10 protein-coding genes are annotated in these 13,652 nt (G+C 33.0%); 7 read left to right on the top strand and 3 right to left on the bottom strand.

The features are described 5' to 3' along the window. The first annotated feature begins 208 nt into the window (after nucleotides 1-208). Together ACPF9A_RS18315 and ACPF9A_RS18310 are read left to right on the top strand one after the other, a co-directional pair. On the top strand, nucleotides 209-1,465 hold the full coding sequence (locus tag ACPF9A_RS18315; RefSeq protein WP_423999195.1) for a DoxX family membrane protein: 1,257 nt from the start codon (nucleotides 209-211) through the stop codon (nucleotides 1,463-1,465). Between the two features lie 683 nt (nucleotides 1,466-2,148). Then, nucleotides 2,149-3,594, top strand: coding sequence for an amidohydrolase (locus ACPF9A_RS18310; RefSeq protein WP_423999193.1), 1,446 nt, complete (start codon nucleotides 2,149-2,151; stop codon nucleotides 3,592-3,594). A gap of 398 nt (nucleotides 3,595-3,992) precedes the next feature. Here the strand turns inward: ACPF9A_RS18310 and ACPF9A_RS18305 are convergent, their stop codons facing one another. After that, nucleotides 3,993-4,850 carry an IS3 family transposase gene (locus tag ACPF9A_RS18305; protein WP_424004390.1) on the bottom strand — a complete coding sequence of 286 codons (858 nt, stop codon included), beginning with the start codon at nucleotides 4,848-4,850 and terminating at the stop codon, nucleotides 3,993-3,995. Then, nucleotides 4,847-5,122, bottom strand: a complete 276-nt coding sequence (locus ACPF9A_RS18300; RefSeq protein WP_423998469.1) for a transposase — start codon at nucleotides 5,120-5,122, stop codon at nucleotides 4,847-4,849. Before ACPF9A_RS18300 ends, ACPF9A_RS18305 begins: the two co-directional genes overlap by 4 nt. 606 nt (nucleotides 5,123-5,728) lie before the next feature. Between ACPF9A_RS18300 and ACPF9A_RS18295 the strand changes: the two genes are divergently transcribed. Further along, entirely contained in the window at nucleotides 5,729-6,055 is a 327-nt protein-coding gene (locus ACPF9A_RS18295) for a DUF2834 domain-containing protein (protein ID WP_423999191.1), read from the top strand. Between the two features lie 364 nt (nucleotides 6,056-6,419). On the opposite strand, the gene ACPF9A_RS18290 is transcribed toward ACPF9A_RS18295, so the two are convergent. Further along, a complete protein-coding gene (locus ACPF9A_RS18290) occupies nucleotides 6,420-7,649 on the bottom strand; it encodes a serine hydrolase domain-containing protein (protein ID WP_423999189.1) in 1,230 nt (409 codons plus the stop codon). A gap of 661 nt (nucleotides 7,650-8,310) precedes the next feature. On the opposite strand from ACPF9A_RS18290, the gene ACPF9A_RS18285 reads away from it, so the two are divergent. From ACPF9A_RS18285 to ACPF9A_RS18270, 4 genes are all read left to right on the top strand, one after another. Then, a complete protein-coding gene (locus ACPF9A_RS18285; protein ID WP_423999187.1) occupies nucleotides 8,311-10,689 on the top strand; it encodes an aminotransferase class III-fold pyridoxal phosphate-dependent enzyme in 2,379 nt (792 codons plus the stop codon). A gap of 6 nt (nucleotides 10,690-10,695) precedes the next feature. Then, on the top strand, nucleotides 10,696-11,169 hold the full coding sequence (locus ACPF9A_RS18280; RefSeq protein WP_423999185.1) for a hypothetical protein: 474 nt from the start codon (nucleotides 10,696-10,698) through the stop codon (nucleotides 11,167-11,169). 411 nt (nucleotides 11,170-11,580) lie between these two features. Further along, nucleotides 11,581-12,315: a YoaK family protein gene (locus ACPF9A_RS18275; RefSeq protein WP_423999183.1), complete on the top strand. Its 735-nt coding sequence runs from the start codon at nucleotides 11,581-11,583 to the stop codon at nucleotides 12,313-12,315. Nucleotides 12,316-12,642: 327 nt separating this feature from the next. After that, nucleotides 12,643-13,509, top strand: a complete 867-nt coding sequence (locus ACPF9A_RS18270; protein WP_423999181.1) for a DUF5694 domain-containing protein — start codon at nucleotides 12,643-12,645, stop codon at nucleotides 13,507-13,509. Nucleotides 13,510-13,652 lie beyond the last annotated feature (143 nt).

Genomic DNA, 13,652 nt, shown 5'->3' with positions numbered 1-13,652 from the left:
ATAAGATAATTCTTTGAGATTTATCTTCGACCAGAAAAAAAAACCCCACGTATTGAATAGGCACATTCGGGCTATAACAAAGATTCCGCTTTAGTGTGGCGCGAAGCAAAAGCTAGTTTGTCCCTGCACCATTTAGCTTTAAAACGCTATCAGAATTCAAATAGAGCATAAGAGATAAGACACATTTAGTTCTTTTAAACAAAAACAATTGACAACAATACAGAAGCTCATATTAAGATTTGTATTTCTATATTTTCTCTTGTATATCTATCCTTACGGGTTTGAATATATCAAAGAGATTGATCCGAATAATTTTTCTTTTTGGAAAGGAATTACAATAAAATTTGGAGAAGTGTTTTTAGGTTGGGAATACAACCCAGATATGTTGTTAAACGGTTTTGACTCTAAATATGACTTTACCAGGTTTCTTTTGATCGCAGTTATTTCAATGATAGGTGCCATAATTTGGGTAATCATTGATTCTAAAATCAAAAAAGAGTACAACATTAAACTTAACATACTTTTACAAACCATACTTAGATATCATATAGGCCTTACACTCATTCTTTATGGACTTTCTAAAGTGTTCTTACTCCAATTTGGCACAATGGATATTGACAGTTTAGAAACTCCGATCGGCGAACATAACGGAATGAATTTTGTGTGGGCATTTATGAGTTATTCTAAATTCTATGGTATTACCGCAGGGCTGATAGAAGTTGTAGGCGGCTTGCTGCTGTTATTTAGAAGAACAACTTCTTTAGGTGCTTTTTGGTTGTTAATAGCAATGACAAATGTTGTATTAATGGATATTGGTTACGACGTTATTGTAAAGATGTTTGCGATTCATTTACTTCTTATGATCGTGTTTTTAATGCGGGACGATTTAAGGCGATTATATGATTTTTTCTTAAGAAATAACCCCACGACTGCAGCTACCTACATGCCTCTTTTTGAAGGGCGAAAAGGTAAAAAAATTAGAAATATTACTAAAGGCGCATTATTGCTATATGTTTTCATCTCGTTTAGCTTAGATATGACAGAAAGAATAGAACAACAGCATATTAATCACTATGAAAATTTTACCAGTTCACATGAAATAGAACTATTTATAAAGAATGGAGATACAATACCCAAGAACAAATTAAATGGCAATCGATGGAATAAAATAAGGATAAACGATTTATCTTATTTACCCGAAACCTTAATGATTTTAAAAGAAGATAATACCACCCAACGTTACAAGTTTACCGCAGATACCTTGACTAAAAAATTACATTTAACCGACTTTTATGGCGATGATCAAACCCCATATGAATTAACTTATAAAGCCTTAGAGAATAAAGTTTATATTTATGAAGGCATATTTAAAGGAGATTCCCTTTGGATGAGAACAAGAGCCAAATCAATTAGCGATTATAGATTAACGCGAAATGGAATTCGTTGGATAAGAGATTTAGAATAAATTATAAAGTTTACACAAAGACTAAGTTATAAGTAGAATTGAAAAATAGGTTACTAATTATTAAATAAAAACGTTATGAGTAAAAGTCAAGATGCTAAGAAAAATGTTAAAAAAGAACCAGCAAAAACAGCTAAAGAAAAGAAAGAAGAAAAAAGATTGAAAAAGTCTAAATAAGAATGGTAGATAGTTCAATTTCATTACCCTAATTATTTTTAATCAAAGTTTCAGCCAAGTATTCTACATGTGTAGATTTATAGTAATATAGATAAATTCATATGCAGATGATGGTAAAATTAGGAGGAACAGATGTTGAAAAGAAACAATCTAAAAATCATTAAAAATGAAATGTTACGGTATCTACTGTAGCTCTTTTTAATGATTTTTTTTATTCTAAAGTTCAAATAAAGGATTGTTTTAAAAGCTAATTTCTAATTTAAACTTAATTAAGATATTTAGAACAACAACTCTGAACGTGCCAATCAAAACGCAAAACCACTAATTAATACAACGCCAAAAATTAATAATTGATTAGTTATTTAAAAATAGTTTTAAGTATAATTTATTAAGCTAATAAATTTTTAAGAATTAGCTTTCAAACATAAAAAGTAAAGCGAAATCCAGAGGTTTGCGTTAACGGGAGACAATTAAAAGCATATAAATCATAGTTGAATTGAATTTAAAGCATGAAAACAATACTTAAAATACTCATCATTTTTTTACCTGCAATGGTTTCAGCTCAACAACAGTCTTCATTAAAAGAGCAAGCGTTGGCCGAAGTAATAGGTTTAGAGGATCAGATAAACAAGACAAGCCAGTTTTTGTGGGATTACTCCGAAATCGCTTTGAAAGAGCATAAATCTGTTGATTTTCTAATTAAAATATTAGAAAAAGAAGGGTTTAATATAGAAAAAAGTGTAGCAGGTATGCCTACTGCTTTTGTGGCTACCTACGGAACTGGAGATCCAGTAATAGGAATACTTGCTGAATACGATGCATTGCCAGGAATAGGAAATGCTTCTGTACCCTATAAAACACCTCGTGAAGATGGACTTACCAGTGGTCAGGGTTGTGGGCATAACTTGTTTGGCTCAGCAAGTGTAAATGCAGCCGTCGCAACAAAACGGGTTATGCTTAAAAATAATATGAAAGGGACTATAAAACTTTTTGGAACTCCTGCAGAAGAAACAGTAACTGGTAAAGTTTACATGGCTAAAGATGGGGTATTTGACAACCTTGATGCAGTTCTTGAATGGCATCCTCATACCCAAACAGGTGCTGGTTTTTCAGGCTTTTATAGTAGTTTGGCCATGAACAATTTTGAAGTAGAATTTTTTGGACAATCTGCTCATGGAGCGGTAGATCCATGGAATGGAAGAAGTGCTTTGGATGCAGTAGAAATGATGAATTATGGGGTGAATCTGATGAGAGAACATGTATACCCGACAACTAGAATTCACTATGTCATTCCAAATGGAGGGGAAGCACCAAATGTAGTCCCCGAGTATGCTAAGGTTTGGTATTTTGTAAGAGATATAAGCCGCAGCAATGTTGAAAAACATTATCAACGAATATTAAGTATAGCCGAAGGAGCTGCCTTGGCGACAGGTACTACCCACAAGGTTAAACTTACTACTGGAGTTCATGCCTATAATGTGAATGGACCGATCTTAAATAGATTACAAGAGAATATAGAGTATGTTGGTGCTCCGATTTTTACTGATGAAGAACAAGCATGGGGAAAAAAATTGCAAGAAGCTACTCTAAAGGATCAAAAAGGTTTTGCTACCGATGTCCTGCCTATTACCGAAGATTGGGAAAAATTGCCACCAGGTGGCGGTTCAACCGATGTTGCAGAAGTAAGCTTTCTTGCACCAACGGCAGGGTTCTTCGTAGCCACCGCTCCGATTGGAGTACCTTGGCATAGCTGGGCAAGTAGTGCTAGTCATGGATCATCAGCTGGTTATAGAGGTACTCAAACTGCAACTAAAATTCTAGCCTTAACGGCTATAGACCTCCTTACTGATAAAAAATTACGTGATGAAGCAAAAGTTTATTTTGATAAGAAGACAGAAGGAAAAGCCTATAAATCACCCATACCTAAAGGTCAAAAAGTAACGTTACCAAAATAATTTTTGAAAAAGAAAACCAGCATTTATAATCATGGTAAAATCAAATTGATAAAACAATGCAAATATTAACGTTCTACGGCATAAAATAAACAGATTACAGCCTTAAAAAAATCATTGGTTAAACTATTTATTTTATAATTTGAACACAAACAGACTTCACTCCTAGCTAATCATTAAAAAAAATGAACCTTAACTAAACTGGGATATTTATAGACTTTTACCTGTTTTTGAGTCAAACCAATGTGAACGCAGTAATTACGCCATCAAAACAAACTAATCATTACAGAGACCACTAATTCAACTCAACTTATAAATAATTCGGGATTAGACTTTAAACACTGATGACACCCCACTTATTAGGACAGTAAATAGCCTAATTTAAGTTCTATTTATATTAATTACGCGGCTTTCAGTTGTTTAATCAAATACCTTTTAAAAGGTATTTGATTTTTTATTCCTTGATGTCTTCTTTCATTATTATAGTAGTTAAAGTACCATTTACATTGTTTGAATAAATCGACTCCAGAGCAGGGTGGGTTTAAATAAATACTTTCGTATTTAACACTTCTCCACAGGCGTTCTATGAACACATTGTCAATAGCTCTTCCCTTTCCATCCATGCTCAATTTAATATCGTTAGATAGCACTGTGCTTGCAAATACTTCAGAAGTATATTGACTTCCTTGATCGGTATTAACGATTTCTGGCTTACCATGAAGTGTAATTGCTTGCTGTAATGTATCAGCGCACCATTGTGCATCCATCGTATTGGATACAGACCAATTTAAAACATACCTACTATGCAAATCAATAATTGCCGTCAAGTACATGAATCCTTTTTGCATGGGGATATAGGTGATATCGGTTGCCCATACTTGATTAGGATTTTCTACTTTCAAATTACGGAGTAGGTATGGATAGGTTTTATGAGCCTTGTTTCTCTTTGAGGTCTGCCTGCCTGGCATAACTGCACGTAACCCCATAACATCGTAATACAAGCGTTCTATTCGCTTATGGTTAACGTTAAATCCTTTATCCATTGTAAGCCAAGTATGCATACGTTTGGCACCTTTGAAACAATAATGTGTGTAATGCTCATCCATTAATCGCATAAGCTCTAAATTTAAACTACTCTCTGATTTAGGTTTATAATAGAGTCCTGAACGGTGTACCGATAAAAGATTGCATTGTTTGGATATACTAAGTTTTGAATGACCCTTGCTTATCATTTGTCTACGCTCTTTTAAAGGTTTTATCGCAAGGCCTTGCTTAAAAAATCATTCTCCACTTTAAGTTGACCAATAACTTTTAAAAGGTGGTCTTCCTTTTGTTCCAATTCGCTCTTCTTTGATGCTTTAACCTTATCAAATAATGATTCCGCTTGTGAAACAAATTCTCGTTTCCATAGATTAATCTGTTGAGGGCTAATGTCAAACTTCTGAGCTAAAACCTGAATAGTATCTCGCTCTTTCAGAGCTTCTAAAACTACCTTAGTCTTGAATTTTGATGTGAATTTTCTTCGTGTCATTACAGTAAATTTAAGTTTCTTTTTTTGAACTTAATTTACTGTCCTAATTTTGGGGGTATCTTCACACTAAGGTTTGCTTATTTTTATTAGGTCTCGAAATCTTTGGTTTTTCGATTGGACACAAATAAACTGCAGGCAGGTAAAACGAAAAAATTTAGCTTTATTCGTTCCGGAAAACAATGCTAGTTTGCTCCCTTACTATTCATAGCTACATCGTTATAAAACATATTGACCTGTCCTGAAATATAGATACAAAACACTATAGTGAGAGTTTCAAGCTCAAAGTCTTGGCAGAACTTACCGAAGGAAACTATTCCAAAAAATAAATAGCATTAAATTACGGTATACAATCCAATATTATAAAACTCACTGGCCGATAGAGTTAATGTTATTTTAATAGGTAAATCCTATAGTAACAAGACTTTTAAATGCATCGTCCAAGCTAAAAAAGAAATCAAATTATACAACCTTAAAAGATTGCCTCTATCTTTAGATTATAAACCACTAGTTAGGTGCATCAATATATTGTTTAAAACTAATATAAATTTTTACCCGCTTTAAAACATACCAGTCGAAAAAGAAAATAAACAATAAACAGCAAAAAGTATGAAACTTAAACACCTCTATCTCGTATTATCAATTTTAGGAATTTGTTATACGTGGTATTATAATATTCAATGGTTCCAATCTGTAGAAAACCCTACGTTCTCAAAATTCTTTAGTGATGCTCAAGTTAATTTTGCAGGCAAGTCTTTTGGTGCAGATTTATCAGTCGTAGTATTAACTTTTTTTGTATTCATGACATCAGAAAGCATTAAACTTAAAATTAAATATTGGTGGATTTTGGTTCCCTTAACTTTCGCAATAGCAATAGCGTTTACATTTCCTCTTTTTTTGTACATGAGAGCAAATCAATTAGAAAAACACAATTAATATAAATTAAATAGGGATTATCGGAAGTGTTACTTAGCGCTCTAAATTTTAAGTCAGTTTGACATGCCAAACGTCCGACGGACTACAAAAATTACCTACTCCAACTTATCGCAAATTTTACCGAGAATAATTAATACAATACGGGTTTAGATATTAAACGAAACATTTGCGCATTCATAACTACCGGTAAGCAAAACCAAACAATCTCGCTACATACTTGATAGATTATAAAATTTTTCAAGAATGTCTAGATACTGAAAGCGTTTAAAACGATCAAAGCATCATTCTTTTAGATTCTACTTTACAATATCAAATGTTTGAAATGAATTTATATTTCACAGATTTCTATAGCTAAAATTTTTATTTAATTCCCCAAAGAATTATCAATAGTAGCCTTAAATTCTGTCGCATAATCGGTTTTTCCGCCCATCAATTGAGTGTAGCCAATAACAATAAGATTGTTGCTAGGATCTATCCAGAATTTGGTTTCTGCAGCACCACCCCAACTATATTCGCCCGTTTCTAAATTTACTGTACCTGAGAGTCCGTGACCCATACCAGGTTGCGTTTCTACTTCAGGTCCGAATTGGTTGGTCATTATCAACTGAACCGCTTTTTCTGATAATACACGTGTACCGTTTAATTCACCTTTGTTCAAAAGCATTCTACAAAATTTTTCATAATCCCCTAATGTTGAAAACAAGCCCGCGCCTCCTAGTAATAATTTTGGTGGTTCGGTCACTTCAAAGGCCATACTTTGATCGGGAGTTTTTATTTTACCAGCTTCATCGTGAGTGTAAATTACCACCATTCTATCCTTTTTTTCTTTCGGTACATAAAATGCCGTGTTATCCATTTGTAAGGGATCAAAGATTACCGAATTAAAGTAGTCATCTAATTTTTGGCCCGAAACTACTTCAACAATATAACCTGCTATATCGACGCCAAGTCCATAGTTATATGTTGTGCCTGGCTGATATTTTAAGGGTACTGTGGCTAAATCTTTCGCCATATCTTCAATAGTCCAATCTTGCCTCATAAATTGCTTGGTAGCGTAAATAGAATCTGTATAACTACGTTCCCATCCATATGGAATGCCCGAAGTGTGGGTCAATAAATGACGAATGGTCATTTCATTTTTTTGTGGCTCTGTACTATGTTTTCCATCCACCTCTTTATACACCTGCGTTTGAGCAAATTCAGGAATGTATTTCGAAACTTTATCATCAAGCTGTAGCTTTCCTTGGTCATAAAGTGACATTATCGCTACAGCGGTAATGGGTTTGGTCATAGAAAAAATTCGATAGAGCGAATTTTCTTGTACAGGTTTACCATTGGCAACATCGATCTGACCGTATTTATCATCATAAATTACAGTACCATCTTTAATTACTCGCATAAAAGTACCTGGCAGCTTACCTTCGTCTACGTGCTGATGCAATCGCTTGGTAGCCGCAATCAATGAATCTGAAGAGATACCCAAAGACACCTCTTTAACGCTTGTGCTGCTTTTAGCGGTATCACTATTGGTTTTACAGGCTGCTATCATTAACAAAACTGCCAGCCCTACAGTTATTGATTTTAGATGTTTCATATTGTTATTCATATTTTAAATATAATATTTTTTAAATCTGAACTCATTATACTAGTTTAATAAAATCCGTTTTGGTGCATTGTAGCCAAAATAAATCAAAAACAGCGTATTAAGAACAAACCCTGTGTAGATTCAATCTTCTATAGTCTTTCTAGGTCTTTGAAAACCAGAATAATTCACCCTGAAATTCCCTTTTATAGGTTATATAATTCATTAAAGATTTGCTTAATCACTGATTTTATTATGGAGGTATTTAGTCTATAGTTGTATGAATTTGTTCATAAATGAAATTACTTTTTACAACGTTTAGAATAGAGATAAACTTAGCATGTTGCATCAAAACTAATTTTAGCAACATTATTAGAATACATTTACTTATCTCCCTTTTGAAGTCTACTAAAAGGAAAAAAATTAGGATTAGTTTTAATGGTCAAAAAGACTCGCTAATGAATGTAAAAAACATACTGATTAAATTCCTTAACAAATGTTGATCAGAGTGAACATATTTTAATGTTTGATAGTCTTATCTATATCAATACTATTGTGTTTTAGAAAGAATTACCTTAAGATTTAAATGGTTGTGAAGATGAAGGCGTTCGGCAATTTAACCAGATTATAAAATGTATTTATCAAAATGAGAATTTATACCTAGACATAGGTAATGTCTCACGAAACTTTTACATATTTTTATGATGTAGCTATATTACAAATAGTGTCTTTTTTTAAATTACAATCTAATAATATGCCAGATGTGAATAGTTTTTTAGAAAAGGAATTCGGACTTCAAGTTACTGATTGTAAACAACTTGACGGATACGATAATTTAAATTACCGCATTACCACTTCAGATTCCTCATATATTTATAAAACCTATCAATACTCAGAAGTATTGTTTGATATGGTTGAAGCAGAGAATGATACCCTCTTATTTCTACAAAGGGATTTTAAAAATAAAGTTCCAAAACCGATTCCATTTATAAATGGTTCTTATTTAGGTACTTTTTCTATAAACGAGCAACCTTCTATATGCCGTATACTATCGTTTTTAGAGGGTGATTTTTTAGGTGATGTCTCACACACAATTCCATTAATTGAATCTCTAGGTGCATTTCTAGCGGAATTAGACCTGAAACTAAAAGGGTTTAAAAATTACACGATACAGAGCAGACAGTGGGAATGGGACCTTCAGTATTTTGATTTAAATAGAAAGTATATAGATGATATTAAAAACGCCACAAATAGAAATATTGTCAGATACTTTTTTAATCAATTTGAAGAAAATGTAAGACCGCTTTTTCCTGAACTAAGAAAACAAATCATACATAACGATGCTAACGAATGGAATGTTCTAGTTCAAAAAAACAAAGTTACCGGCATTATAGATTTCGGAGATATAGCTCATTCTTTTCTTATTAATGAACTAGCAATTGCCATCACCTATACGTGTTATGGTAAAGAGAATCCGTTAGAGTGGGCTGTCGTATTACTAAAATCTTACCATGAAAAGCTTCCGTTAGAAGCTAAAGAAATAAGTATTTTATATTACCTAATAGCAGCTAGGTTATGCACCAGTGTCTGTAATTCTGCACATGCAAAAAAGGTGAATCCAGCTAACAGCTACGCATCGGTAAGTGAGCAATCTGCCTGGAAAATGTTACATCGTTGGTTAGCAATAAACCCTATACATGCTGAAAACGAATTTAGAAAAGCAGCTAATCTTCCTATTGAAAAACCTGCATCAATTTCGATTCTTCTAAATAGAAGGTACGAATACATAAGTCCAATTTTATCTACCAGCTACAAGGAGCCTATACATATGGTTAAATCTGCATTTCAATATATGTATGATGCAGAAGGAAATAAGTTTTTAGATGCCTATAATAACATTCCGCATGTTGGTCATTCGCACCCAAAAGTCGTGGAAGCAGCCCAACGAAAAATGGCGAAACTAAATACCAATACACGCTATATTTATGATGAATTGGCAGATTATGCAGAGAAATTATTAAACCATTTTCCGCCCAATCTTAGTAAAGTTTTTTTTGTGAATTCAGGTAGCGCAGCGAGTGATTTAGCGGTACGCATGGCAAATTATCATACCAAAAGTAATACCATGATGGTTATGGAATCTGGCTACCACGGCAACACTCAAATAGCCATAGACATTAGTGACTACAAGTTTAATAACCCTAAAGGGGAAGGTCAAAAAAATCATATAATCAAAGCAACCTTACCAGATACGTACAGAGGTAAATACGCAGCTGATATTGCAAATGCAGGAACGCTATACGGTAAAGATGCAGTTTCCCAAATAGCACAAAGTAAACATACTATATCTGCATTTATAAGTGAACCAATTTTAGGATGCGCAGGGCAAGTTCCCCTAGCAGATGGATATTTAAAAGAGGTGTACCCTGCTATTAGAGCACAAGGCGGAGTATGTATTAGTGATGAAGTACAAACAGGTTTTGGAAGGTTAGGAGATCATTTCTGGGGATATGAAGCCCATGGTGTCATACCTGATATGGTCATTTTAGGGAAACCCATAGCAAACGGTCACCCCATGGGTGCGGTTGTTTGCACACAAGAAATTGCAGCATCTTTTGAGAAAGGTGTAGAGTTTTTCAGCTCTTTTGGTGGCAACCCAGTTTCTTGCGTAATTGCAAGTGCTGTTTTAGATGTTATAGCAGAAGAAAAACTACAAGAAAATGCAAAAGTTGTCGGCGATTATTACTTGTCCCTTTTAAAAGATTTGATGAAAAAATATAGCTGCATTGGCGACGTACGTGGCTCTGGACTATTTATAGGTTTTGACATCATAAAGGATAACACTAAAACACCAAATACCGCACTCGCAAGCCATATTAAAAATGAACTAAGAAATAGACATATTTTAGTAAGCACCGACGGACCGTTCGATAATGTAATTAAAACAAAGCCACCATTATGTTTTAATAAAGAAAATGCCAAGAAAGTGGTTACGAACGTCCGTGATATTCTTGTAGAATATTATAATAATGGAGCAATATTTGATATTTAAAGATGTATGAAGAAAGTGATGTATTTAACTTTGATCTATTTTGTACTTGCTTTAACAGCAAATGCTCAAGATAAATCATACACCGAATTTGATTTCTACGGTACTTGGTCGCTTGACCTTAATGAATATGAATTAGAAGATGATATATACATTTTTAAAAAAGAGAAATCATCAAATAATCAAGAAGAAAAATTAAATATACTAGTCACCTTTCTTGAGTCAAGCAAATGCAGAGTTAACTACGATATAACTTCAGGTTTTTGCGGCACTGAAACATTTAAAGATTACAGCTGGTCGTTTGACAAGGATTTAGGCATAATAAACATTTATCATTCTGTTGAGTTGTTAAAAGAATTTAAAGAACAAAGTCCCGAAGATTTTAAAGATTTCGGTTTACCTGAAAGATATAATTCAATGGAACTCGAAATAGTAACACTTAATAATGGAGGTATCGGATTAGAAATTACCGATTGGGAATGATTTAGTATCATCGGTTGTAAATAGATATTCTAAAATGACTAAAAACAATGGTCTCTCCTCCACAATTTTTATGGCAAATAAATGAAATGGATAATGGTTTAATTGAATTTTAAAAAATCTAAGTTTTATCAATTTTTTGTTTAAATAAATTTGATGACGCTGCATTTTCAGGTAACCATTCAGAATATATTTTTTATGCCATAAACGAGATAAAATACTTTAGTTAAAATGGAATCTTCTGGTTGATTTACAGTAGAACAACAGTAATAAACTAAACGATTTAAATACCTTTGTATTCATAGAAATCTTGCTGATTAGTATAGTTCCTCTTTAAAAGTTCTCTGCTTTTAATGAAGTAAAATAATTATTGCTATTAGTCTCGTTTTTAGTACCGATTTAATCATAAACGGAATGTTTAGACATCAAGGTAAAAGCAGAAAATTAAAGCACAATCTGCAAATTGCCACTATTTTATCTTTTGTAGCAGGTATTGTAAATGTAACGGGGTTTTTAGCATACAACCAGCTGACTACCAATGTTACAGGGCATTTTGCGCTGTTTATGAACGACGTGGCTAATTTAGAATTTTGGAAAGGCACTGTTTATTTTCTATATATTTTCTCTTTTCTTTTTGGATCGTTCTTCTCTAGTTATCTGATTGAAAAATTCAGAAAGAATAAAAGACTAAACGTTTTTGTACTACCAACTATAATTGAATGTCTAATACTAATAGCCATCCCGCTTTATAGCGATGCTTTTAAAATCACTTATCCAGATGTAATTATCTGTGCGCTTCTATTTGCTATGGGACTCCAAAATTCTTTCGTCACAAGAATTTCAAATGCAGTAGTCAGAACAACGCACTTAACGGGACTATTTACAGATTTAGGAATTGAGTTGTCGCAATTATTTTTTCCGGAAAGGCACCCTAATAGAGAAAAATTAAAATCTACTATTAAACTCCGTCTTTACATTATTTGCTTCTTCTTTCTCGGAGGAATAATTGGCGGATTTCTGTACCTACAACTCAACTTAAAATTGAATGCTCTCATTGTTGGTGCACTAATCTTATTAGCTAGTTTGTTCTATGATGATTTTAGATATCAATTTATACGTACCAAAAGAAAATATACGCAGCGTAATTGAAGTAGTATATCTAAAAGAATCTATCGAAAGTTGATTTAAATTTCAGTACTTTTAGTATTACTACTAACCATAATTAATCAATATGAAAAAATACGCTAGACCTATAATCTCAATAGTACTGTTTGTAATACTAGTAGTAATTAGCTATCACTTCTTAACAGGTTTTTTTAACCCTTATACTTCCAACGAAATCTAAACTATACCAAAAACTATAAAACACCTACTCTACACATTCCTTTTCACGGCACTACTAACTTCTTTTAATTGATTGGATAAATTTAAGCCAACAGTATAACTTTGAGATACCAACCGGCATATCAATTTCGCATGAAAAAACTATTTTTTATCCTTTTAATATGTTTCTTAAGCTGTAGAAGTGAAACATCAAAAAAATTGGCTAAAACCAATGACGAGGTAGATTTCAAAAATGCAGAAAAAATTCAAGTCTTAAATGTTGGTTTTTTTCATTTTGGAACAACAAGTGATGCAAATAAAGTAGATTTCGACGAGAACAGTTCAAAAGAGCAAGAAGAAGTACGACAGCTATCTGAATTACTTGCAGCGTTTAAGCCCACCATTATTTGCCTAGAGTATACCCCAGACATTGATGATAAAATAAATAAAGGGTATCAAAAATTCTTAGAAAATTCTGATAAGCTAGATACTGAATATGGTGAATTAAGCATGGTCGGTTATGACGTTGCTAGAATAAACTCGTTAGAAAAGGTATATGGTATTGATAATTACATAGGCTATAATTATAGCGTGGGAGATTTTATTGAAAATAGCCCAGAACTAACTAATGCCATAGATCCTAAAACATATCTAGAGATCACCAATACTCCATTAAAAGAGCACCCAGAACTAGAAGCAAAAAATAAGAACTTTGATAATCTGTCGCTGCTTGAGAAAATAAAATTAACAAATAACCCAGTTATGCTCGACTATTCTTTAAATACCAATGCAGACAAGCTTTTTTATGTTGGTATAGATGATAATTTTGTCGGTGCTGACCAAGCTGCACTCTTCTATCAGCGTAATATGAGAATATTTTCTAATCTCAACCGCATAAAAATGACAGTTGATGACAGGGTTCTTATTATTATGGGTTCTGCACATACCGCGATGCTTCGCGAATTTATAAGCCGGAGTCCAAAATTTGAAATGGTTAATACTCTCGACTATTTGAAATAATTTTTAAATTGCTACTTGTCGCTATTTTTAATAAGATTTATATTAAATCGATTCAAGATTTTTTTTCGTGAATTCTTATTCTAACAACTTATAATCTATAAGCTAAAAGGCTTTTATAATTCGTATCTTCCTAATGAATTATA

Source organism: Maribacter sp. IgM3_T14_3, assembly GCF_049603095.1.
In the GTDB taxonomy this organism is placed as follows: domain Bacteria; phylum Bacteroidota; class Bacteroidia; order Flavobacteriales; family Flavobacteriaceae; genus Maribacter.
The sequence above is the reverse complement of the archived record's forward strand: the minus strand, read 5'-3'. Positions and strand labels throughout refer to the sequence as shown.